At 70.1% G+C, this 22423-nt stretch carries 20 protein-coding genes; 11 read left to right on the top strand and 9 right to left on the bottom strand.

The annotated features are described in order from the left end of the window. Positions 1-69: 69 nt before the first annotated feature. The 3 genes from ACIA03_RS02770 to ACIA03_RS02760 are packed head-to-tail and all read right to left on the bottom strand — an operon-like array spanning position 70 to position 2197. Entirely contained in the window at positions 70-933 is an 864-nt protein-coding gene (locus ACIA03_RS02770; RefSeq protein WP_396979009.1) for an HpcH/HpaI aldolase/citrate lyase family protein, read from the bottom strand. Between the two features lies 1 nt (position 934). Continuing rightward, positions 935-2005 carry an HpcH/HpaI aldolase/citrate lyase family protein gene (locus ACIA03_RS02765; protein ID WP_396979007.1) on the bottom strand — a complete coding sequence of 357 codons (1071 nt, stop codon included), beginning with the start codon at positions 2003-2005 and terminating at the stop codon, positions 935-937. 57 nt (positions 2006-2062) lie between these two features. Next, positions 2063-2197, bottom strand: coding sequence for a hypothetical protein (locus ACIA03_RS02760; protein ID WP_396979005.1), 135 nt, complete (start codon positions 2195-2197; stop codon positions 2063-2065). A gap of 70 nt (positions 2198-2267) precedes the next feature. Here ACIA03_RS02760 and ACIA03_RS02755 point away from each other — a divergent pair, with 70 nt between their 5' ends. Then, positions 2268-3254, top strand: coding sequence for a GlxA family transcriptional regulator (locus tag ACIA03_RS02755; protein ID WP_396979004.1), 987 nt, complete (start codon positions 2268-2270; stop codon positions 3252-3254). Positions 3255-3601: 347 nt separating this feature from the next. Here the strand turns inward: ACIA03_RS02755 and ACIA03_RS02750 are convergent, their stop codons facing one another. Genes ACIA03_RS02750 through ACIA03_RS02735 form a run of 4 tightly spaced genes read right to left on the bottom strand, consistent with a single transcriptional unit; the run spans position 3602 to position 8226 of the window. Continuing rightward, the gene (locus ACIA03_RS02750; protein ID WP_396979002.1) at positions 3602-4114 is read right to left on the bottom strand and encodes a DUF1992 domain-containing protein; all 513 of its coding nucleotides are present in this window, start codon (positions 4112-4114) and stop codon (positions 3602-3604) included. A 25-nt stretch (positions 4115-4139) separates the two neighbouring features. Beyond that, on the bottom strand, positions 4140-5582 hold the full coding sequence (locus tag ACIA03_RS02745) for an MFS transporter (protein WP_396979000.1): 1443 nt from the start codon (positions 5580-5582) through the stop codon (positions 4140-4142). Continuing rightward, a complete protein-coding gene (locus tag ACIA03_RS02740) occupies positions 5579-6883 on the bottom strand; it encodes a M20/M25/M40 family metallo-hydrolase (RefSeq protein ID WP_396978998.1) in 1305 nt (434 codons plus the stop codon). The genes ACIA03_RS02745 and ACIA03_RS02740 overlap by 4 nt, the downstream gene beginning before the upstream one ends. 53 nt (positions 6884-6936) lie before the next feature. Continuing rightward, entirely contained in the window at positions 6937-8226 is a 1290-nt protein-coding gene (locus ACIA03_RS02735) for a C39 family peptidase (protein ID WP_396978996.1), read from the bottom strand. 73 nt (positions 8227-8299) lie between these two features. Here ACIA03_RS02735 and ACIA03_RS02730 point away from each other — a divergent pair, with 73 nt between their 5' ends. Next, on the top strand, positions 8300-9448 hold the full coding sequence (locus ACIA03_RS02730; RefSeq protein WP_396978994.1) for a GTPase family protein: 1149 nt from the start codon (positions 8300-8302) through the stop codon (positions 9446-9448). A gap of 51 nt (positions 9449-9499) precedes the next feature. Then, on the top strand, positions 9500-10393 hold the full coding sequence (locus ACIA03_RS02725; RefSeq protein WP_396978992.1) for an SDR family NAD(P)-dependent oxidoreductase: 894 nt from the start codon (positions 9500-9502) through the stop codon (positions 10391-10393). Here ACIA03_RS02725 and ACIA03_RS02720 read toward each other — a convergent pair. Together ACIA03_RS02720 and ACIA03_RS02715 are read right to left on the bottom strand one after the other, a co-directional pair. Further along, positions 10388-10759 (bottom strand): hypothetical protein, encoded by a 372-nt coding sequence (locus ACIA03_RS02720; protein ID WP_396978990.1) that lies wholly within the window; start codon positions 10757-10759, stop codon positions 10388-10390. The genes ACIA03_RS02725 and ACIA03_RS02720 overlap by 6 nt on opposite strands. 117 nt (positions 10760-10876) lie before the next feature. Next, positions 10877-11473 (bottom strand): nitroreductase family protein, encoded by a 597-nt coding sequence (locus tag ACIA03_RS02715; protein WP_396978989.1) that lies wholly within the window; start codon positions 11471-11473, stop codon positions 10877-10879. 145 nt (positions 11474-11618) lie between these two features. Between ACIA03_RS02715 and ACIA03_RS02710 the strand changes: the two genes are divergently transcribed. The 8 genes from ACIA03_RS02710 to grpE all read left to right on the top strand — a co-directional run bounded on the left by ACIA03_RS02710 (position 11619) and on the right by grpE (position 22403). Then, positions 11619-11741: a hypothetical protein gene (locus tag ACIA03_RS02710; protein ID WP_396978987.1), complete on the top strand. Its 123-nt coding sequence runs from the start codon at positions 11619-11621 to the stop codon at positions 11739-11741. A 130-nt stretch (positions 11742-11871) separates the two neighbouring features. Further along, positions 11872-14781: an AAA family ATPase gene (locus ACIA03_RS02705; RefSeq protein WP_396978985.1), complete on the top strand. Its 2910-nt coding sequence runs from the start codon at positions 11872-11874 to the stop codon at positions 14779-14781. A 90-nt stretch (positions 14782-14871) separates the two neighbouring features. Continuing rightward, positions 14872-15012: a hypothetical protein gene (locus tag ACIA03_RS02700; RefSeq protein WP_160026607.1), complete on the top strand. Its 141-nt coding sequence runs from the start codon at positions 14872-14874 to the stop codon at positions 15010-15012. Positions 15013-15071: 59 nt separating this feature from the next. Next, positions 15072-18002 (top strand): helix-turn-helix transcriptional regulator, encoded by a 2931-nt coding sequence (locus tag ACIA03_RS02695; protein WP_396978982.1) that lies wholly within the window; start codon positions 15072-15074, stop codon positions 18000-18002. A gap of 93 nt (positions 18003-18095) precedes the next feature. Further along, entirely contained in the window at positions 18096-18692 is a 597-nt protein-coding gene (locus ACIA03_RS02690) for a hypothetical protein (protein WP_396978980.1), read from the top strand. A 65-nt stretch (positions 18693-18757) separates the two neighbouring features. Further along, a complete protein-coding gene (locus tag ACIA03_RS02685; RefSeq protein WP_396978978.1) occupies positions 18758-19609 on the top strand; it encodes an aldo/keto reductase in 852 nt (283 codons plus the stop codon). A gap of 230 nt (positions 19610-19839) precedes the next feature. Further along, positions 19840-21699 (top strand): molecular chaperone DnaK, encoded by a 1860-nt coding sequence (gene dnaK, locus ACIA03_RS02680; protein ID WP_396978976.1) that lies wholly within the window; start codon positions 19840-19842, stop codon positions 21697-21699. After that, the gene (gene grpE, locus ACIA03_RS02675; protein ID WP_396978974.1) at positions 21696-22403 is read left to right on the top strand and encodes a nucleotide exchange factor GrpE; all 708 of its coding nucleotides are present in this window, start codon (positions 21696-21698) and stop codon (positions 22401-22403) included. Before dnaK ends, grpE begins: the two co-directional genes overlap by 4 nt. Positions 22404-22423: the final 20 nt, after the last annotated feature.

The raw sequence follows: 22423 nt of genomic DNA, 5'->3' as shown, positions 1-22423 counted from the left end.
TACTGACAAGCCCAAATGGAGGCAGGAGGTAACAGCAAAGATACACCCAGGGGTATTTCGGTTTGTGGATTACAACGCCGCGATGGCCTCGGCGATGCTCAGGGTGCGTCGCGCGGACTCGACGTGGAGGTTCTCCACCATCTTGCCGTTGTAGGTCACCACGCCGCCGTCGCTCGCCTCCCAGGTCTCGATGAGGCCCTTGGCGTCGGCCACCGCCTGCTCGCTGGGTGCGAAGCCGGCGTTGGCGCCCTCGACCTGGCCGGGGTGGACCAGGGTCTTGCCGTCGAACCCGAAGATCCGGCCCTGCTCGACCTCGGCCGCGTAGCCCTCGGCGTCCTTCACGTTGTTGTAGACGCCGTCGAGGATGACCTTGCCGCTCGCGCGCGCGGCGAGCACCGCGAGCTGAAGCGAGGTGACCAGGTTGGCGCGGGCGGGGACGTGGTCGACGTACAGCTCCTTGACCAGGTCGTTCGTGCCCAGGACGAGCACCGTCAGCCGCTCGGAGGCCGAGGCGATCTCCTCGGCGTGGAGGATGGCGTACGGACTCTCGATCATCGCCCAGAGCTTGGTCTGCTCCGGGACGCCGGCCTTCTCGAAGGCCGCCACCAGGTCGAGCACCTGCTGGGGGCTGTTGACCTTGGGGACGACGATGGCGTCGGGGCCGGCCTTGGCGGCGGCGGCCAGGTCGTCGGTGTGCCACTCGGTGTCGGCGCCGTTGATGCGGATGGTGAGGTACTTGTTGCCGTACTCGCCCGAGGTCACGGCCGCGGCCGCGTTCTCGCGCGCCTCTGCCTTCGCGTCGGGGGCAACGGCATCCTCGAGGTCGAGGATCAGCGCGTCTGCGGTGATCGTCTTGGCCTTCTCGAGGGCGCGCGTGTTGGAGCTCGGCATGTAGAGGACCGAGCGCAGTGGGCGGAAGGTCGTGTCGGTCATCTCAGTCCTCGATCTCGATCGCGTCGTAGAGCTCCTTGAGCTTCGGGTCGATGGCGGCCAGCTCCTCGGCGAGGTCGACGAGGACCAGGCACTGCTTGAGGCTGGCGTCGTCCTCCATCTTGCCGTCGAGCATGACCGCACCGGTGCCGTCGCCCATCGCCTTGACGACGCGGCGGGCGTGCTTGATGTCCTCGACACTGGGCGAGAAGACGCGGTTGGCGATCTCGATCTGCTTCGGGTGCAGGCTCCAGGTGCCGACGCAGCCGAGCAGGAACGCGTTGCGGAACTGGTCCTCGGCCGCGACCACGTCGGTGATGTCGCCGAACGGGCCGTAGTAGGGGTAGATCCCCGCCTCGGCGCAGGCGTCGACCATCTTCGCGATCGTGTAGTGCCACAGGTCCTGCTGGAAGACCGTGCGGTTGCCGTGGATGTCGCCGTCGACCGGGTCCTGGCGGACCAGGTAGCCGGGGTGGCCACCGCCGACGCGGGTGGTCTTCATCTTGCGGTCGGCCGCGAGGTCGGCCGGGCCCAGGCTGATGCCCTGCATGCGCGGGGAGGCGAGCGCGATCTCCTCGACGTTGGCCACGCCGCGCGCGGTCTCGAGGATCGCGTGGATGAGGATCGGCTTCTGTACGCCGCCCTTGGCCTCGAGCTGCGCCAGCAGCCGGTCCACGTAGTGGATGTCCTCGGGGCCCTGCACCTTCGGCACCATCACGACGTCGAGCTTGTCGCCGATCTCGGTGACCAGGGTGAGGAGGTCGTCGAGGACCCATGGGGAGTCGAGCGAGTTGATCCGGGTCCACAGCTGCGTGGGGCCGAAGTCGGTCGACTTGGCGATCTCGACCAGGCCCTCGCGCGCGGCGATCTTGTTGTCCGCCTTGACGGCGTCCTCCAGGTTGCCGAGGAGCACGTCGACGGTGCCGACCATGGCGGGCACCTTGGCCGCCATCTTCGGGTTCGACGGGTCGAAGAAGTGGATCGCGCGACTCGGTCGTGCCGGGATCTCCCGCAGCGGTGCGGGGGCGCCCACCGCCAACGGCGCGAAGAAGTCCTTGGGGCTCTTGTGACTCATGCCGGTCACCCTAACGGCCGGGAGTTACCCGTCGGTAGGCGTCTCGGCTTGTAACGATCACGACCGGCGTCGGGAGGGATGGTCCTTCGGAACCTGGGCGCCGTGACGGATCCGGGCGCCGGCGTCGAAGCCGGCGAGGATGGAGCGGACGGTGCGGCGGACCTTGCTGGGGTTCTTCTTGGAGTTCGTCATGCCTCCAGCGTGCTCTCGTGGGGCGCCCTGAGGGAGTGGCAGGATTGACTAAGAGTGATAGATTCTTGCCATGTCTGCGAAGCCGTCCATCGCCATCCCGATCGTGGACGGGATGACGCTCTTCGAGATCGGGATGCCCCTCGAGGCGCTCGGCTACGACTGGGACCACGACGCCAGCCCGCTCTATGACGTCGTGCTGTGCGGCGACCTGCGCGGGGTGCGGGTCCACGGCGGGCCGCGGCTGACGCCGCAACGGCCGATGACCGCGCTGGCCGAGGCCGGCACGGTGCTGGTGCCCGCGATCCGGCCGGGCGAGACGATCAGCCCGACCCTGGTCAGGGAGCTCCGCCGGGCCGCCGATGCGGGCGCCCGGATGGTCTCGCTGTGCACCGGTGCCTTCGCCCTCGCCGAAGCCGGACTGCTCGACGGTCGCCGAGCCACGACCCACTGGCGGTGGGCGGAGCTGTTCCGGCGTACGTATCCCGGGGTCGAGCTCGACCCGCGGGCGATCTACGTCGACGACGGCGTGCTGACGAGCGCAGGATCGGCCGCCGGGCTCGACCTCTGCCTCCACCTGATCCGCACCGACCACGGCCAGCACGCCGCCAACACGATCGCCCGCAACCTGGTCATCGCCTCGCACCGCGACGGCGACCAGGCCCAGTACGTCGCGGCCGACCCGCTCACCGAGCAGGCCCACTGGCTCGACGAGCTGCGCACCTGGCTCCGGGCCAACCTGCACGAGGACGTCACCCTCGAGCGCCTGGCGGCGGCCGCCGCGGTCTCACCGCGCACCCTCGCCCGGCGCTTCGAGCGTGACCTCGCCACGACTCCGATGCGGTGGGTCGCCGCCGAGCGGATCGCGGTCGCCAAGACGCTTCTCGAGACCACCGACCTGCCCCTCGACCGGATCAGCCACGAGGCGGGCTACTACTCGCCGGTGACCTTCCGGGCCGGGTTCACCTCGGAGGTCGGGGTGACTCCGGGGCGCTATCGGATGCGGTTTTCTCGGCGTGATCTTGGTGTTCGGGGTGGGGAGGTCGTCGGGACGCGCTGAGGGTTCTGTGTTTTGTGGTTGGTGTTTGCCGCCGACCCGTTACGGGAGAATTTTGGCTGGTTATCGGGTCGGCGGCAGGGGTCTGGCGCGGCGATGTGGGTTGGGTAGGGGCTTGGGGTTTGTTGGGGTGAACGAATTTTCGTTCAGACGGGGACAGGCTCCGGGGCGGTGCGGTTGGCGGGTGAACGAATTTTCTTTCACCGCAGCAGGGCTGCTCGAAGTGGCGGGTGAATGAATTTTCGTTCACCCCGCAGAGCGGCCCTCTCCCGAGGAGTGAGTGTGCCGCGGCCCAGACCAGCCCAAGACAACAGTCGCTGACCGCAGTCTTTCACCGGCCCGGCGACCGCTCAGCGCTGCCACCAGCGTCGTTTCCGGGGTGCCTGCTCGCGGCGTACGTCCCTGGCGGCAGCGACCCGAACAGCACGACGCTCGCGCCAGGCGGCCAGCGTGGCCTCGACGTCCCGGGGCATGGTGATCAGCGGCGGTCCCTCGGGGGCGCCGTAGCGGGCCGCGATGACGCGCTCGTTGAACTCCTCGACGATCGTGCGGGCGCCGTCCTCGGTGGTCTGGGTGTCGAGGAGCGCGTCGAGCTCGGCGTCGTCCTTGCGGAGCTGGACCGACCGGGGGAGCACGACGATCTGCTCGCGCTCGACGAGCTGCTTGACCCACCAGTCGGGGTCGTGGTCGCGGTCGAGGTTCTTGATCGGCTTGCCGGCGCCCGGCAGGTTGTCGAACTCGCCACGCTGTATCGACTGCTGCACCTGGAGATCGACCCACTTGGTCTGGTCCTGCATCCGGGCAGCAGCGGCCGCCTTGCTCGCGTTGTCGTCGAGCTGCGGCCGGTCCTCGCTATCGGGCATGTGATCACCTCCGGAGGAGGAGAGTTTACCGAGCGGCGGTTGCCCCGCGCGGGAGAAGGAGCAGCAGCCCGGCGACGAGGGCCGTGACGCCGCACACCGCCCAGACGGTCAGGTAGCCCGAGAGCGGCGCGTGGGCCTCGCCGGAGATCGACCCGTCCGCGGCGAGCGCGATCGCGAAGACCGCCGAGGCGATGGCACCGCCGACGGTCTTGGTGGCGTTGGTCATGCCGGTGGCGAAGGCGGTGCGCGAGGACGGTGCGGCCGCGGCGGCGGCCGCCGGCAGCGACGCCACCAGCGCGCCCGAGCCGAGCCCGACGACCGCCATGTTGAGAAGCCCCTGTCCGGTGGAGCCGTGGAACGGCAGCCACATCAGGTAGCCCGCGGCCACCAGGAAGCAGGCGACCGCCTGGGCTCGTACCGGGCCGAGGAACCGAGCCCACAGCGGCAGCGTGAAGGCGGAGACGGCCATCGCGATGACGTACTCGGCGATCAGCAGCGACACGAACGACGCGTCGGCGCCCAGCCCGAATCCGGCCTCGTCAGGTGAGGTGCGCGCGAAGGTCGACAACGGGATCTGCGCCCCCAGTACCGACATCCCGAACAGGAACGCGGTCAGCTGGATCGGCCACTGGTGGCGCGAGACCAGCAGACGTACGTCGATCAGCGGCTCGCTCCGGCCGGCATCGTCGAGCGCCGTCTCGATGCGCCAGAACGGGATCAGCGTGAGCAGCCCCAGGACCACGAGTGCCCAGGCGAGCAGGGACCCGGCCCCGAGGACGCGTACGCCGACCAGGCCGGCCATGACCAGGCCGAGCACGAGGGTCAGCACCGCCAGCCCGAGCCAGTCGAAGGCGCCGCCGCTGGTGCCGGAGTCACGCTCGATGCCGACCGCGATGACGACGAAGACCGCGGTCACCGCCACGGCGGGGAAGGCCAGGATCGCGGTCATCGGGAGCACGCCGACCAGGGCACCGGCGGCGATCGCGCCGATGATCACCGAGAGCTGCAGGGCGCCGACGAGTACGCCGGCGGCCCGCCGGGTCAGGGCGGTGTCGCCCCCGGTGCGCTTGTGGACGATGGCGACCTCCAGCGGCAGCCAGATGACGTAGGCACCCTGGATCGACCAGGCGACCAGGAACGAGCCGAAGTCGGGAGCGACCACCGTCCACCAGGTGGCGAGCGCGGTGATCCCGGTCGCCAGCAGCAGCACCTTCTTGTGGCCGATCAGGTCGCCGAGCCGGGCGAGCGGCGGTACGCACAGCGCGGAGACGATCAGCTGCCCGGCCTCGAGCCAGTTGAGGTCGGCGTCGGAGACGCCGAGGTGGTCGGCGAGGTCGGCGAAGATCGGCGTGTAGTAGCCCTGCAGGATGCCGCTGGCGAACTCGACTGCCACCAGGAAGCCGACGATCACCCAGATCCCGCGGGCGGCCGTCCGTAGGCCGGTGCTGCTCTGGCGTTCGGTGGTCACAGCGACTCGATCAACCTTCGGTAGAAGCGGATCCCGTCGAGGTAGTCATCGACCCTGATGTTCTCGTCGGCGGCGTGGATGGTGGCCCGCTGGGCGGCGGTCATCCGGAACGGCGCGAACCGGTAGACCCGGTCGCTGATCTCGTAGAAGAAGCGGGAGTCGGTCGCGGCCATGACCGTGTAGGGAGCCGGCACGGCCTCCGGGAAGACCTCCGCGATGGTGTCGGTGACCAGCGAGAACGCCTCGTCGCGAGGGGAGACCGGTGACGGCTCCCCGGCACGGACGACCTCGATCTCGACCTGCTTGTCGTTGATCGCGGCCCGCAGCCGCTCGACGACCTCGGCGACCGTCTCGCCGATCATGATCCGCAGGTTGACCCCCGCCGAGGCGGCCGACGCGATGACGTTGGCAGCGGGGCTGCCCTCGAGCGTCGTGATCGCGACCGTGGTGCGGGTCAGCGCGGCCGGCTCGGGCCCGAGCCGGGTCAGCAGCCGCGCCAGCGCCGGCGCCAGCCGCCCGGCGTTGGCCAGCACCGGGCGCAGGGGCTTGGCGGCGTACGGGGCGATCTGCTCGAACATCTCGACCGTCGGCACCGGCAGCCGGACCGGCATCGACATGCGGTCGAGCCGGGTGATCGCGCGTGCCAACCGCGCGGTCGGGCCGTTCTGGCGTGGGGTGGAGGAGTGGCCGCCGTCGCCGGTCACCGTGAGGCGTACGTCGGTGGTGCCCTTCTCGGCGACGCCGACGACCCCGATCGGCGCGGCGACGCCCGGGAAGGCGTCGAAGGCGACCGCGCCGCCCTCGTCGAGCACGAACCACGGCTCGACCCCCTGGTCGCGAAGCTCCTGGACCGCCGCCCGCGCGGCCGCGCCGGTCGTCTCCTCGTCGGAGCCGAACGACAACCAGACGTCGTACGCCGGCTCGAACCCGTCCGCGAGGAGTCCCTCGACCGCGGCGCAGATCGCCACCAGCTGGCCCTTGTCGTCGAGCGTGCCGCGCCCGTGGATCACCCCGTCGACGATCTCGCCGCCGAACGGGTCGTGGGTCCAGACGCCTGCGATCGGGACGACGTCCTGGTGGGCCATCAGCACGACCGGCTTCTCGGCCGAGGCGCCGGGCCAGCGGAAGAGGAGCCCGTGCTCGCCGACCGGGGTGAGGTCGAGGGTCGAATGCAGCCGCGGGAAGTGCTCGCGCAGCGCCTCGTGGAGCTGTGCGAACGCCTTCGCCTCCGCACCGGAGCCGTCGTTGACGGTCGGGGCTCGAAGTGCGGCCTGAAGTGCGGCAACGGCATCGAGTGTCATGGCCGAAACCTAGTCGCTCCCTGGCGGTGCGGATGACCCTGATGGCGACTCCGTCACCAGTTTGTGGCGTTCCCGGGCAGCCTCACGTCGCGCGGGTGGATGACGTAGGCGATCCCGTCGGTCGAGGTCTGCCAGACCCGCTCGAAGTTCTCGCGGGTATAGACGTTGCGGACCTCGTCGTCGGAGGGGTAGTTGGGGTCGTAGAGGATCGGGTCGCCCTCGGCGGTGAAGCCGCCGATGACGAGCAGGTGTCCGTCGGTGCCGTAGCCGGCCTCGGGCATCTCGTCGAGCTCCCAGTTGGCCGAGACGACCAGCGGGAACCCGGCCGCCACCAGGGTCTCGGCCTCGGCCAGCGAACGCAGCCGGGTCACGACCCCGTCCAGACCCCAGCGGCCGGCGTAGGCGGTGTTGAACGGCCAGTTGCCGGCACCCTCGTAGGCGTAGTCCCAGGTGTTGATCGCGGCATAGGCGACCTGCGGGTCGCCGTTCGGCGCCTCGATGTCCGCCAGCTCGCTCGCCGGGACCTCGTGACCCCAGTGGTACTGCACCATCGTCGTCGAGGTCGGTGAGCACCAGACCTGACCGCCGCCACCGAACTCCGGGTACTCGCCGCGGTGGATGTTCTGGCTGAACGGCGGCACCCTGAGGTCGACCTCGCTGTCGAGGGTCGGCGTGCTCGTGCCGGGGTAGGCGGAGTCGGGCAGGTACTCGTTGGTCAGCGTCGAGACCGTTCGCAGGCTGGGGGAGACGGTCGCGCCCTCGGGGCGCAGCAGGGTGACCCTGGTCTGGAACGCCTCGGGCTCCTTGCCGGTCCGGGCGACGTACGTGTCGGTGTAGAGCCCCGCGTCGGTGTCGCTCTGTCCCTCGACGGAGGTGCGGTGGATGTCACCGGCCGCGAAGTCGTCGCCGGCCGTCCAACGACCCATCACGAACCACTTCGTCCAGGTGCCGTCCGCCTTCCGGCCGCGGAACCGGATCTCGGCCCAGGTGCCGGTCGGGGTGTCGACGTCCCACGAGGTGACCGACTCGTCGATCGCGTACCCGGTCCTGACCACGGGCGAGGTCCAGGTGCCGAGCTCATACGTCTTCGCCGAGCCGTCCCCGAACGGGTCGGTGTAGGTCCTCGTCTCGCTGCCGTGGCCGATGCGGAGGGTGCCGTGCCGGTCCGGGTGCAGGTTGCTCGACCGGCCCTGCGCGAAGTCCTCGAGGCTGTTCCACCGGGTCAGGGTGATGCCGGTGGGCTGGGTCTCAGGCTCGGCCGCGTGGACCGGAGTCGTGGGCGCGACCAGGACGGTTGCGGCGACGAGGGCGGCAACGTACGCGAGGCGGGACCGAGATCTCATGTCGGAACGCTATTCCTCCGCGGAGCGCGCGGCCACGACAATTCGTCGGTGCCGGCTGGCATCCTTGGTCGACGTGAACAACTTCGCATCCGACGGCTGGTTCAGGGACGAGTTCCACAAGAGGTACGCCGAGTCGGCCAAGGAGATCGGCCGGTTCAACCTCGCCGTCTTCGGGAAGACGGGGGTCGGCAAGTCGACGCTGGTCAACGCCGTCTTCGGGGCGGAGGTGGCCAGGACCGGCATCGGTGAGCCGGTGACGAAGGAGTCGACGCTCTACCTGCACACCAGCGGCTTCTTCGGGCTGCTCGACACCCAGGGTCTCGAGATCGGGATCGAGGGCGACCGGGTGATCCGTGATCTGGCGAAGGTCATCCAGGAGCGGCGGCGCAAGCCGCAGTCCGAGCAGATCCATGTGGCCTGGTACGCCGTACGTTTCGCCGACCGCCGTTTCGAGGACACCGAGGCCGCGTTCATCCAGAAGCTGGCCGACCTGGGCCTGCCGGTCGTGCTGGTGATGACCCAGGTGCCGACGTCGCCGACCGGCGCCTACCACCCGGACGCGGTCGAGTTCGCCCAGCAGATCGACGCGCGCGGGCTGCCCGTCCACGGCGCCCGGGTCTACCTGACCAACGCCAAGGCCGACGACTTCTCGGGCCAGCAGGTCCACGGCCTGCAGGAACTCGTTGATGCCACCTTTCGATGCGCGCCTGCAGGCGTCGAGGAGGCCCTCACTGCGGCGCAGAGGGTGGATCTCAAGCGGAAGCAGGAGCAGGCGAACACCGTGATCGCGGGCGCCGCGACCGCGGCCGGTGCGGCCGGAGCCACCCCGATCCCGTTCTCCGACGCGGTCGTCCTGGTGCCGATCCAGCTCGGGATGATGGCCCGGATCTCGGCGATCTACGGCATCGAGGTCGACAAGGCGGCGATGGCCTCCATCGCGGCCACTGCCGCCGCCACCCAGGCCGGGCGCACCGTGGCCGGCAACCTGCTCAAGCTGATCCCTGGCTTCGGCACCGTCGGCGGTGGTGCGATCAACGCCACCGTCGCCGCGGGCTTCACCGGCGCCATCGGCGCCGCCTGGTCGGCCGTCTGCGTCAAGCTCGGCGAGGGCAAGCTGCGTGGCGTCAACGGAGCGCTGGACACCGAGAGCATCCGGTCGCTCTTCCTCGATGAGCTGAAGAACCAGATCTCCAGGCTGAAGCTTCACGCCAAGGAGAGGTGAGGGTGTTCCTTGATGGAGGAACAGCAGAGCCGACGCAACTAGGGTTCAGGCGTGGTCAGCCTGTTCTCGCTCCCGCTCCTGCAGACACCCCGCGCCCGGGTGGCGCGCACGCTCAGGGCGGTGACGGGCGGTCCGAGCCCGCTGGCCGGGCGGACCGCGCTGGTCACCGGCGCCAGCTCGGGGATCGGTGAGGCGACGGCGTACGCCGCGGCCCGACGGGGCGCGCACGTGCTCCTCGCCGCGCGCCGGGCCGAGGAGCTCGAGCGGGTGCGGAAGACCATCGAGCAGAGCGGCGGGCAGGCGTCGACGTACCTCGTCGACATGGCCGACGGTGACTCGATCGACGCGCTCGTGGAGCGGCTTCTGGTCGAGCACGGGGCGGTCGACTACCTGGTCAACAACGCCGGCCGGTCGATCCGGCGGTCGCTGGAGCTGACCCACGACCGCTTCCACGACTTCGAGCGGATGATGGCCGTGAACTACTTCGGCGCGGTCCGGCTCACGATGGGCCTGCTGCCGGCGATGCGGGCGCAGCGGTTCGGCCATGTGGTCAACATCGTCACCTGGGGCAACCAGATCAAGGCTCCGAAGTTCGCCGCCTACATTGCCGCCAAGTCGGCGCTCGACGTCTTCGGGCGGATCCTGAGCCGCGAGGCCTACTTCGAGAACGTGACCTGCACCAACATGCGCGTCGCGATCGTGCGTACGCCGATGATCGCCCCGACCGCTGAGTACGCGGGCCGCGGCGAGAGCCCCGAGGAGTGCGCCGAGCGGGTCGTCCGCGCGCTCGAGGACCGGCCGGTGACGGTGAACGGCGCGTTCGGCTCCGTCTTCGAGATCCTCAACATCACGGCGCCCCGGCTGGCCGACCTCGCGATGGCCGTCTCCCACCTGCGTACGCCGGACTCCGCTGCCGCTCGCGGGCAGGGCCGTACCGGCCTATGAGAGCTGCGCCTGGTCCAGGAAGGCGGACAGTATGTGCGCTGCTTGGTCCACGAACCTGACTCCGGTTCTCGCGAAGATGTCGACATCGGGTGGCGGGCAAGCTGTCACCATGCCGGTGGACATATCCGAGTCGCCCGGCAGGTCGGTCGTCGAGATGTTCCAGATCACCAGGCCGAACACCAGACAGAGCAGCCCAACGCGAGCCCAACGAGGAGTCTTGTGTCGCCAGAGCGGCGAAACCATCAGGAAGGTCGTCGCGATCAGCAGAGTCCCGGACACGATCTTGCCACCGCCGAGCAGCACGATGCCGCACAGCGCGGTGAGGACGACCCCTGTCCAGATCGCTGACTTCTTGAAGGCGTCCATCAGGGCAGTTCTCCTCGCTCGGGCCGGCGATCAACGATCGCGCGACCGTCTGTCCGCAACCTGTGAAGGCGCTGTGAGCTTCCTGGGCGCCTCGGCATCTTCAGCGGCCGAGGAGCCTCACCAACGACCGCGGTGGACGACCTCCTCGAGAGGCGTACGCCGGCGGCGGGTGGGGGAGCCCTTGGCGCCGCCGGAGGCGGGGTGGCCGATGGTGACGGCACCGATGGGATCGAAGGTGTCGGGGATGTCGAACGTCTTGCGGACCGCGGCGTCGGACTCCGGCGGGATCCCGAAGTAGAGCGCGCCGAGGCCCTCGTCGACGACCGTCTGCAGGATCAGCATGGTCGCCATGGCGGTGTCCATGTGCCAGAACGGCATCGGCCAGTGGGCCTCGTCGCGGTCGGTCCAGCCCTTGTCGGGCTGCGCGTAACGGTCGAGGTAGGCAGCCTTGGAGGAGCACGGGATCACGATCACCGGGGCCGTCATCATCCCGGTGAGCCACGTGTCGGGGTCGTCCACATCGGCGGTGGCCTCCCAGTAGCGGCGTACGTCCTCGGGGGTGTCGAGCACGAGGAACGCCCAGCCCTGGGAGAAGCCCGCCGACGGCGCCCGGGTGGCGTTGTGCAGGATCTTGTCGATCACCCCAGGGTCCACCGGATCGCTGGTATAGCTGCGGACCATCTTGCGGCGGCGTACGACCTCGGAGAACTCCATAGGCCCAGTGTCCCGTCTAAGGCGCTCAGGTCCGGGCCGAGGTCGGAAAGTAAGGCGCGCGACCGATCCGGGTGCCTACCTCAGCGGAGGAGTCTTCTCGATGTCAGCAGCACAACCCAGCAGGACAAACCAGCAGGAGATCGAGATGTACAGCACCGTAGGTTACGAAGCAGAGGTCAAGTACCGCCGCCAGCAGATCCAGAAGGACCTGGTGAAGCGCCAGCGGGCCAGCGAGGCCCGTCAGAGCCGACGCAACCGCACCCGCTGAGATGCGGGCGCGGACCGGCGGTACGGAACGGGAGCAACGCCGAGCAGGAGAGATCCGGCTCGGCGTTGTTCCATGTCCGGGGCACGGAAATAACAACCCAGTGGTGTCGGATGGCGCGATGATTGCGCCCATGGCGCAGAGTGCCGAGAGGCTGGTCGGGCGGGATGCCGACCTGGAGACCCTGGCCGGGCTGGTCGGCCTGGGCCACATCGCCCCGCCGGGCGGAGGCAGGCACGTGCTCCTCGCCGGCGACGCCGGCGTGGGGAAGACCCGGATCCTGCGCGAGCTCGGTGGGCGGGCCACGGCCGACGGCCGGCAGGCGCTCGTCGGGCACTGCCTCGACTTCGGCGACAGCGCCGAGGCGTACCTGCCCTTCACCGAGATCCTCGACACCATCACCACCGCGCTGCCCGACGTGGTCGCCCAGGTCGCCGACGTACATCCGGCGCTCCTGCGGATGGCGCCCGTCGCTCGTGCGCTCGGCGGGGCTGACACCGCCGTTCAGGAGGCGCTCGACCGGGGCAACCTCTTCGCCGCGATCCACGCGCTCCTGGAGCACGCGGCCGAGAAGGCGCCGGTGCTGGTCGTCGTCGAGGACACCCACTGGGCCGACCAGTCCACGCGTGACCTGCTGACCTTCCTCTTCACCCGGCCCTTCGACGGCCCGGTCACGATCGTCGCCTCCTACCGTGCCGACGACCTCCATCGCCGCCACCCGCTGCGCCGCCAGCTCGCCGAGTGGACCCGGCTGCCCTCGGTCGAGCGGTTCCACCTCGGCCGGCTCTCGGACGACGACGTACGCGTCCTGGTCGGCGAGCTCGCCGGCGACCGGGACGCGGGGATCGACGTCGAGAGCGTCGTACGCCGCGCCGACGGCAACGCCTTCTTCGTCGAGGAGCTGGTGCAGGCCGCCGGCGCCGACGAGCTTCCCTGGGACCTCGCCGATCTGCTCCTGATCAGGCTGGAGCAGCTCGACGCGACCGCGCGCGAGGTGGTCGACACCGCCAGCGCCGCCGGGCGCGACGTCAGCGACGAGCTCCTCGAGGCCGTCGCCGGTCTCGACCGTCCCACCCTCGACGCCGGCCTGAGGCAGGCGATCGAGCGCGCGATCCTGGTCCCGCGCGAGGACGGCTACTACGTCTTCCGGCATGCGCTGCTCGGCGAGGCGGTCTACGACGACCTGCTGCCGGGCGAGCGGGTCCGGCTCCACCAGCGGTACGTCCAGGCGCTGAGCGGCGACCTCAGCACTGGCAGCGCGGCCGGCCTCGCGCGTCACGCCCGGCTCGCCGGCGACCACGAGACCGCCCTCAGGGCCGCGATCGCAGCCGGCGACGAGGCGGCGGCCGCCGGTGGTCCCGACGAGGCCTCCCAGCACTATCAGCAGGCCATCGCCCAGCTCGCCGGGCGAGCCGGCTCCGACGTCGACACCCAGCGTCTGGTCGACCTGGTGGTCAAGGCCAGCGACGCGATGGTGGCCGCCGGACACGCGGACCGGGCCGGGAAGCTCGCCCGTGAGCAGCGCGAATCGCTGCCCGCCGACGCCCCGGGTCTGTGGCGCGCCCAGCTGATGACGGTCGAGATCGAGACCAGCTTCGCCTACGTCAACGACGTCCGGGTGGGGGCGCTCGCCGAGGCGGCGGTGGCCGAGCTGCCCGCGGACGCCCCGCCGCTGGTGCGGGCGCGGCTGCTCGCGGCGTACGCCCGGGCGCTGATGATCTACCGCCGTCACGACGACGCCGAGAGGGCCGGCCGCGAGGCGCTGGCACTGGCCGAGGAGCTCGGTCGGACCGGTCTAGCCGCCGAGGTGGCTGCGACGCTGGCCGGGTCGTGGGGTCGCCCGCCACAGGCCTGGATCGAGCCGCTGCGCGAGGCCGTGGCCAGGGCCGCGAAGGTCGGCGCGCTGCACCCGGAGCTGCGCGCCCGGATCCAGCTCGCCTTCGCCCTCGACGCCGCCGACCGTCTCGACGAGGCCGGCGAGAACTACCGCAGTGCGTTCCAGCTCGGTGTGGATCGGGGCGTCCCGTGGGCGCCGTACGCCTTCGACGCCCGGATCGCATGGCTCGACCATCTCCACACCACCGGGCGATGGGACGAGGCGCTCGCGCTCACCGATGCGTACGGCATCCCGCCGGCGCTGTGGCCGTGGCTGGAGTCCAAGCGGCTGATGATCGAGCAGGCCCGCGGCGCCGACGTCGGCGCCGAGGCGCGGCGGCTGCGGCCTTCGTGGAAGCAGGAGGTCGCGACCGCCAGCGAGTCGGCGCCGGTGGAGATCAGGGCGGCCGCGGCGAGTGGGGACATCGACGCGGCGATCGAGGCCTACGACGCCGGCGTCACGGCACTCACCACCGGCTGGGGAGAGTGGTTCGGCGCCCATGCCCGGCTCTCGGCGATCGCCGTCGGGGCGATCGGCTCCGCCATCCCTGCCGTCCCCGTCGGTGCGCGCCCGCAGGTGATGGCGCAGGTGGACCGCATCCTGGAGGCGGGCACCCGGCCCGTCGAGACGGAGCAGCCCTGGGGGCTGGAGGGGCAGGCGTGGTCGGCGCGGCTGCGGGCCGAGGGACTCCGTGCCCACTGGCTGGCCGGCATCTCCGTGCCCGAGCAGGCCGACCTCGTCGAGGCGTGGCGGGAGACCGTGGCCGCTTTCGAGGCCTTCCCGCACGTCCACGAGCTCGCCTGGTCGCGGCTCCGGCTCGCCGAGATCCTCCGCGCAGGTGGCGACACCGCCGGCGCGCGTGAGCTGGCTGACCAGGCCAGGGAGGCGGCCAAGCGGCTCGGTGCTCGACCGCTTCTCGACCACCTGCTCACCCTCGGCACCACGCCGCAGCGGTCGACGGCCGGTCCCTCCGGCCAGCTGACCGCCCGGGAGAGCGAGATCCTCGCCCTGGTCGCGGCCGGGCGGAGCAACGGCGAGATCGGCAAGCAGCTGTTCATCTCGACCAAGACCGTCTCGGTCCACGTCTCCAACATCCTGGCCAAGCTCGGCGCCTCCGGCCGCACCGAGGCGGCGGCGATCGGGAGACGTCGCGGGCTGGTGGAGTGACGCTCATCACGGCCGAATGAGGCACCCCTGACGTACGCCTAAGGCAGGCGCCTCATGCGTGGCACTACCTCAGGGGCCGAGTCTGGATACATGACTTACACCAACCAGATCAGCTACGACGCCGAGCTGGCCTACCGCCAGCAGACCATTCGCCGCGCGACCGCGGCCGACCGTCTCGCCCGCCAGGTCAAGCGCCGCCGTCCGCGCCGGATGGACTCGATACACAACTGAGTCCTCGGACGACGGTAATGCGGGAGAATCCCGGGCCCGGAGGCGCGATGATAGGGGACATGGCGCAGAGTGCTCGGTCCTTCGTAGGTCGCGACTCCGAGTTGCAGACCCTCACCGGGCTGCTCGGAGTCGCCTCGACCGACTCGGTCACCGATGCCCGGCGCCAGCACGTCCTCCTCGCCGGAGACGCCGGCGTCGGCAAGACGCGCCTGCTCACGGCTCTGCGTGACCGGGCGGTGACCGACGGCTGGCAGGTGCACGCGGGACACTGCGTCGACTTCGGCGAGAGCGCCGTGGCGTACATGCCGTTCTCGGAGATCCTCGACCGGATCGTCGCGGAGCTGCCCGACGTCGTCGAGCGGGTGGCCGCCGACTATCCGGCGCTGGCCAGGCTGAGGCCCGTACGCCGCGTGATGGGCGCCAACCAGGGGGCCGCTCCGACCGGCACCGACCGTGGCCAGCTCTTCGACGCCGTCCACACCCTCTTCGAGGCGGCCGCCGAGAAGGCGCCGCTGCTGGTCGTGGTCGAGGACACCCACTGGGCAGACCAGTCCACCCGCGACCTGCTGACCTACCTCTTCACCCGTCCCTACGACGGCCCGGTCGCGATGGTCGCCTCCTACCGCGCCGACGACATCCACCGCCGCCACCCGCTGCGCCGCCAGGTGGGCGAGTGGGGCCGCCTGCCCGACGTGGAGCGGATGGTGCTCGAGCCGCTGACCGACGACTCCGTGCGACTGCTCGTCCACGAGCTGGCCTCAGGCAAGGTCGACGCCGAGCGCGTCGTACGCCGCGCCGAGGGCAACGCCTTCTTCGTCGAGGAGCTGGTGCAGGCCGGTTGCGACGAGGATCTCCCCGTCGACCTCGCCGACCTGCTGCTGGTGCGACTGGACCGCCTCGACGGGGCGGCCAGGAGCGTGGTCCGCACCGCGTCGATCGCCGGACGCAGAGTCACCCACGAGCTGCTCGCCGCGGTGACCGAGATGAAGACCGACGAGCTCGACGACGCGCTGCGCACCGCGGTCGAGCAGAAGGTGCTCGAGCCGACCGGCTCGCGCTACACGTTCCGCCACGCGCTGCTCGCGGAGGCGGTCTATGACGACCTGTTGCCCGGCGAACGGGTGCGGCTGCACGCCCGGTTCGCCGCGGTGCTGAAGGAGACCCCGGGCCTGGGCGCGGCGGCCGAGCTCGCGCTGCACGCCAAGCACGCCGGCGACCTCTCGACCGCGCTGCGTGCCCGCATCGCCGCGGCCGAGGAGGCGCGCAGCGTCAGTGGTGTGGGCGAGGCGGCCCACCACTACGAGAAGGCGCTGGGCCTCGCAGCGGACCCGAAGGTGGCCCAGGCGGCCGCGGTCAACCTGGACCGGGTCTACGAGCGTGCCGCCGACACGCTCATCCTCGCCGGCCTGCCCTCGCGCGCCGACGCGATCCTGGCCGAGCGGCTCGACGCCATCCCCGCCGGGCCGTCGGTGGGCCGGGCGCTGCTGCTGGCGACCAGGGCCGAGGCGGCGCTGCTCATTGAGAACGGCGACCCGCTCACCTACTCCCATGACGCGATGGTCGCGCTACCCGCCGACGCCGAGCCGAAGGTGCGGTGTTCCGTCCTGGCCGTGCGCACGCGCACGCTCGTGACCTACCGCCGCAGCGAGGAGGCCGAGGCCGTCGGGCTGGAGGGCATCGAGATCGCAGAGCGGCACAGCCTCTCCAAGCTCGCCTCCGACATGGCCACCAGCCTGTCGATGCTCAAGGTCCGCACCGGCCGCGCTGGCGGCGACAAGGTCGAGGGCTTCCGGCAGGTGCTGCGCGAGACGATCGACCAGGCACGGCAGGTCGGATCGACGTACGCGGTCAGCCGGGGGCTGTACACGCTCGGTCGCTCCTACGACGAGGCCGGGGACTACCGGGAGGCGTTGAGGTGGTTCCGGGCGGTGATCGACGAGGCCGGAGGGGAGTCGCTGCAGTGGCAGCCCTACGTTGCCGGGGCCCGCGCCGACATCGTCCGGATCCAGATGGTCCTGGGGGAGTGGCGGGAAGCGCTCGCGCTGACCGGCGGAAATCTGCCGGACGCGCCGCCGATCCCGGTCGCGCTCCTCGACATGCTCCGGATGATGATGGAGCAGGCGCAGGGGGCATCGGTCGGTGACGCGGCCAACGCCTTGCGACCGTTCTGGACCCAGGAGGGCCTGGTCGCCCTCTACGGCTCGGTCGTGGAGATGACCGCGCTCGCCCGTGCCGGCGACCCCGAGGGAGTGCTCAGGGTCTACGCGGAGACGGTCGAGACCCTCTCCCAGTTCTGGACCGAGTGGTTCGGCGGTCGGGTGCGGCTGGCAGTCGTGGCCGCCTCCGGGATCGCGCAGATGCTGCCCTCGCTGCCGGCGGCGCGCTGGCCCGCGTTGGTGGAGGCCGTCGACGGGCTGCACAGCGACGGCGAGCAGGTGGTCGCGCAGTACGAGGCCGGAGAGTGGGGTCCCGAGGGCCGGGCCTGGGCCGCACGGCTGGAGGCCGAGGCGCTGCGGGTGCACTGGCTGGCCGGCATCGACGCCCCGCCCCAGGAGTCGCTCCTGGCCGCCTGGGCGCGTGCCGAGCAGCAGGTCGAGGCCTACGGCGACGTCCCCGGCTTGGCCACCGTCCGGGCGACGTACGCAGCCATCCAGCGCGCAACGGGCGACGTCGCCGGCTCGCGGGTGACCGCCGACAAGGCCAGGGAGACGGCGAAGCGGCTCGGGCTGCAGCCGTTGCTCGACGAGCTGAGGTCGCTCGGCGCGACGGCGGTCAAGCAGCAGCAGGCGACGTCGACGGCACTGACGCCGCGGGAGAGCGAGATCCTCACGCTGGTCGCCGCGGGACGCAGCAACGGCGAGATCGGCAAGCAGCTGTTCATCTCCACGAAGACGGTCTCCGTGCACGTCTCCAACATCCTCGGGAAGCTCGGCGCCGGGAGCCGCACGGAGGCGGCCGCCATCGCGCGTCGCCAGCAGCTGATCAGCTGAATCTTCTGGTGCTCGATAGGAACGTGTGGCTGAATTGTCACCATCACCACACGTCGGTCAGGGACAGTTGTGGCCGGACGTCGAGGAGCAGATGTGAAGCAGGCGGAGCAGCACCCGATCGCGGCCGGGATCACGGCCCTCGTGGCGGTCGCCGTCGGGGCGGGGCTGATCGTCGGGATCGGGATGTTCGTCGGCGTCAACGTCATGGGTCTCGGTGGCGGGGGAGCCGCCGACGACCGGGCCACCGACCCCGGCGCGGGTGCCTCGCTCTACGCTCCGCCGCCGAAGCCCACCAAGACCGCGACCGGTCCGGCGATCACGCTCAACGCCTCGCCCACGAGCACTCCGGAGAAGCAGGCGGCCTCCGCCTCCATCAGTCCGTCTTCGTCCAAGACGGTCGCGGCGAGACCGGTGAAGAAGGAGATCACCCTCCAGGCCGGCACCGTCGCGGCGAAGCCGATGGAGCGGATCGATCTCAGCGGGATCTACCCCGGCGGCGAAGGGGCGATCCTCCGGCTCGAGCGCAACGACGGCCAGGGCTGGGAGGACTTCGGCATCCCTGACGTACCGGTCACCGGCGAGCAGTTCTCCACCGTGATCCAGTCCGGCCGGGTGGGCAAGCACGAGTTCCGGATGAAGGACATCGACACCGGCACCTACTCCAACCCGGTGAGCGTCACGATCGGCTGAGGATGGAAGCTGAGGATGGAAGCTGAGGATGGAATAGGTGTTGGGGCCCTTGGTTGTATGGGGGTATGACGGTTCCCACGATCAAGCTCAACGACGGCACGTCGATCCCGCAGTTCGGTCTCGGCGTCTGGCAGGTCCCCCAGGACGAGACCGAGCAGGTGGTGAGTGAGGCCCTCGAGGTCGGCTACCGCCACATCGACACCGCGCAGATGTATCAGAACGAGGCCGGTGTCGGCGCCGCGCTGAAGAGCGCCGGACTCGACCGCGAGGACGTCTACGTCACCACCAAGCTCAACAACTCCCAGCACGACCCGGCCAACGCGAAGGCATCGCTCGAGAGGTCCCTGGAGCTGCTCGGTCTGGACCGGGTCGACCTGTTCCTGATCCACTGGCCGCTACCGACGCAGTACGACGGGACGTACGCGAAGACGTGGGCGGCGCTCGTCGGCCTCCGCGACGCGGGCCTGACCACCTCCGTCGGCGTCTCCAACTTCCAGCCCGACCACCTCGACAAGATCGTCGCCGAGACCGGTGTCGCCCCGGCGGTCAACCAGATCGAGGTCCACCCCTACTTCGCCAACGAGGCCGCCCGCGCGGCCACCCTCGCCCACGGCGCGAAGGTCGAGTCGTGGTCGCCCCTCGGCCAGGGCGGTGGCGAGCTCACCGACCCGGTCGTCGCCGAGATCGCCTCCGCGCACGGCAAGTCGCCCGCCCAGGTCCTGCTCCGCTGGCAGATCGACCGCGGCGACATCGTCTTCCCCAAGTCCGTACGCCGCGAGCGGCTCGAGGAGAACCTGGCGATCTTCGACTTCGAGCTGAGCGCCGACCAGGTCGCCGCCCTCGCGGCCCTCGACAAGGGCGAGTCCGGCCGCTCCGGCCCGAACCCCGACACCTTCGACTGGATCCCGTCCTTCTGACCGAAGCCCCCGCCGAGTCGGCTCGTCATGACGAGCCGACTCGGCCTGATTCCGGCGGGCTGGAATAGGGGGCGTAGGGTCTTCGTTGTGGACAGTGAACGAAGTTGAGTTGATTCGACTCAACTTGTTTGCAACACTCGGCGGCAGCAGCCGCTGGGCGGCAGACCAACCAGTCTTCCGGGACTCCCCGGATCCACAACACACAGCTTCAACAAGCGGAGGTAGCAAAGATGGCACGTGCCGTCGGTATCGACCTCGGGACCACCAACTCGGTCGTCTCGGTTCTGGAGGGTGGCGAGCCCACCGTCATCGCGAATGCCGAAGGCGCCCGTACGACGCCTTCCGTGGTCGCGTTCAGCAAGTCCGGTGAGGTGCTGGTCGGCGAGGTCGCCAAGCGCCAGGCCGTGACCAACGTCGACCGCACCATCCGGTCGGTCAAGCGTCACATGGGTGAGGGGTGGAAGGTCGAGATCGACGACAAGACCTTCACGCCGCAGCAGATCAGCGCCTTCATCCTGCAGAAGCTCAAGCGCGACGCCGAGGCCTACCTCGGTGAGACGGTGACCGACGCGGTCATCACCGTCCCGGCCTACTTCTCCGACGCTCAGCGCCAGGCCACCAAGGAGGCCGGTGAGATCGCGGGCCTCAACGTCTCCCGCATCGTCAACGAGCCGACCGCCGCTGCGCTGGCCTACGGCCTCGACAAGGGCGACGACCAGACCATCCTCGTCTTCGACCTCGGTGGCGGCACGTTCGACGTGTCCCTGCTCGAGATCGGTGAGGGTGTCGTCGAGGTCAAGGCGACCTCCGGTGACAACCACCTCGGTGGTGACGACTGGGACAACGCCATCGTCAAGTGGATGGTCGACAAGTTCAAGGCCGCCAACGGCGTGGACCTCTCCGCCGACAAGATCGCCGCGCAGCGCCTCCAGGAGGCCGCCGAGAAGGCGAAGATCGAGCTCTCCTCGAGCCAGAACACCTCCATCCACCTGCCCTACATCACCCACGGTGAGTCCGGCCCCCTCCACTTCGAGGAGACCCTGACCCGGGCGGAGTTCCAGAAGATCACCGCCGACCTGCTCGACCGCACCAAGAAGCCGTTCGAGTCGGTTCTCAAGGACGGTGGCGTCGCCCTCAAGGACATCGACCACGTCGTCCTGGTCGGCGGCTCGACCCGGATGCCGGCCGTGACCGACCTGGTCAAGAGCCTGCTCGGTGGCAAGGAGCCCAACAAGGGCGTCAACCCCGACGAGGTCGTCGCCGTCGGTGCCGCGCTGCAGGCCGGCGTGCTGAAGGGCGAGGTCAAGGACGTACTGCTTCTCGACGTCACCCCGCTGAGCCTCGGCATCGAGACCAAGGGCGGTGTCTTCACCACCCTGATCGAGCGCAACACCACCATCCCGACCAAGCGCTCCGAGATCTTCACCACGGCTGACGACAACCAGCCGAGCGTCGAGATCAAGGTCGCCCAGGGCGAGCGCCCGATGTGGTCGGAGAACCAGCCGCTGGGCAACTTCGAGCTCACCGGTCTCCCGCCGGCGCCGCGCGGCGTGCCGAAGATCGAGGTCGCCTTCGACATCGACGCCAACGGCATCGTGCACGTCTCCGCCAAGGACCAGGCCTCCGGCCGCGAGCAGTCCATGACCATCTCCGGCGGCTCCGCGCTGTCGAAGGAGGACATCGACCGCATGGTCAAGGAGGCGGAGCAGTACGCCGAGGAGGACGCCAAGCGTCGCGAGTCCATCGAGATCCGCAACCAGGGTGACAGCCTCGTCTACACCACCGAGAAGTTCATCACCGACTCCGGCGACAAGGTCCCGGACGACGTGAAGACCGAGGTGCAGGCCGACCTGGACGCCCTGAAGAAGGTCCTCGAGGACACCGAGGCTGACAAGGACGCCATCCAGACCGCGATCACCAAGCTCGGTGAGTCGTCGCAGAAGATGGGTGCGGCCATGTACGCCGCGGCCGAGGCCGAGCAGTCCGCCGCCGGCGGCGCCACCGGTGCTACCGGCGAGGCCGACGACGACGTCGTCGACGCCGAGATCGTCGACGAGCCCGTCGAGGGTGAAGAGGGCGACAAGAAGTGACGAAGCGCCGCCCCGGCGGGGCGGAGGAGGTCGTCGAGGAGACGGCCTCCGAGGCCCCGCCCGAGACCGACCCTGAGACAGAGGCCGGCGAGGAGTCGACCGAGGACTCCGAGGTGGACGCTCCGGAGAGCGACGCCTCGGACTCGGACGACACCGCCGAGGACGGCTCTGACGAGGATGGCTCCGACGAGGCGACCGACGACGAGACCGAGGACGAGGCCGAGGCAGACGTGGTGATCGAGGACGACAGCGAGGTGGACTTCATGGGCGATGCCGCCGACGAGGTCGACAAGCGGGTCGCCGAGCTGACCACGGACCTGCAGCGGCTGCAGGCCGAATACGTCAACTACAAGAAGCGGGTCGACCGTGACCGCGAGCTGGTCTCGCAGAACGCGACCTACAAGGTGCTCACTCCGATCGTGGATGTGCTCGACACCATCGACCGTGCCCGCGAGCACGGCGAGGTCGAGGGCGGCTTCAAGGCCGTCGCCGACCAGCTCGAGAAGATCGTGACCAACCTGGGTCTGAAGAAGTTCGGTGAGCCGGGCGACGTCTTCGACCCCAACCTTCACGAGGCGCTCAGCCACATGGGCACCGACCCCGAGGTCGAGGAGACCTCGGTCAAGCTGGTCGCCAAGGCGGGCTACATGATCGGTGACCGGGTGGTCAGGGCCGCGCAGGTCCTGGTCGTCGACCCGGAGTGACCCGGAGTGACAACAGTGGG

The organism is Nocardioides sp. NPDC051685 (genome assembly GCF_044453405.1).
GTDB lineage: Bacteria > Actinomycetota > Actinomycetes > Propionibacteriales > Nocardioidaceae > Nocardioides.
This window is presented reverse-complemented; position numbering and strand designations above follow the sequence as displayed.

Excerpts from the sequence above, each read along its gene's own strand:
- ACIA03_RS02770 (WP_396979009.1), bottom strand. The coding sequence starts at position 933 with ATGACCGACACGACCTTCCGCCCACTGCGCTCGGTCCTCTACATGCCG.
- ACIA03_RS02765 (WP_396979007.1), bottom strand. The coding sequence starts at position 2,005 with ATGAGTCACAAGAGCCCCAAGGACTTCTTCGCGCCGTTGGCGGTGGGC.
- ACIA03_RS02760 (WP_396979005.1), bottom strand. The coding sequence starts at position 2,197 with ATGACGAACTCCAAGAAGAACCCCAGCAAGGTCCGCCGCACCGTCCGC.
- ACIA03_RS02755 (WP_396979004.1), top strand. The coding sequence starts at position 2,268 with ATGTCTGCGAAGCCGTCCATCGCCATCCCGATCGTGGACGGGATGACG.
- ACIA03_RS02750 (WP_396979002.1), bottom strand. The coding sequence starts at position 4,114 with ATGCCCGATAGCGAGGACCGGCCGCAGCTCGACGACAACGCGAGCAAG.
- ACIA03_RS02740 (WP_396978998.1), bottom strand. The coding sequence starts at position 6,883 with ATGACACTCGATGCCGTTGCCGCACTTCAGGCCGCACTTCGAGCCCCG.
- ACIA03_RS02735 (WP_396978996.1), bottom strand. The coding sequence starts at position 8,226 with ATGAGATCTCGGTCCCGCCTCGCGTACGTTGCCGCCCTCGTCGCCGCA.
- ACIA03_RS02720 (WP_396978990.1), bottom strand. The coding sequence starts at position 10,759 with ATGGACGCCTTCAAGAAGTCAGCGATCTGGACAGGGGTCGTCCTCACC.
- ACIA03_RS02715 (WP_396978989.1), bottom strand. The coding sequence starts at position 11,473 with ATGGAGTTCTCCGAGGTCGTACGCCGCCGCAAGATGGTCCGCAGCTAT.
- ACIA03_RS02710 (WP_396978987.1), top strand. The coding sequence starts at position 11,619 with ATGTACAGCACCGTAGGTTACGAAGCAGAGGTCAAGTACCGCCGCCAG.
- ACIA03_RS02705 (WP_396978985.1), top strand. The coding sequence starts at position 11,872 with ATGGCGCAGAGTGCCGAGAGGCTGGTCGGGCGGGATGCCGACCTGGAG.
- ACIA03_RS02700 (WP_160026607.1), top strand. The coding sequence starts at position 14,872 with ATGACTTACACCAACCAGATCAGCTACGACGCCGAGCTGGCCTACCGC.
- ACIA03_RS02695 (WP_396978982.1), top strand. The coding sequence starts at position 15,072 with ATGGCGCAGAGTGCTCGGTCCTTCGTAGGTCGCGACTCCGAGTTGCAG.
- ACIA03_RS02685 (WP_396978978.1), top strand. The coding sequence starts at position 18,758 with ATGACGGTTCCCACGATCAAGCTCAACGACGGCACGTCGATCCCGCAG.
- dnaK (WP_396978976.1), top strand. The coding sequence starts at position 19,840 with ATGGCACGTGCCGTCGGTATCGACCTCGGGACCACCAACTCGGTCGTC.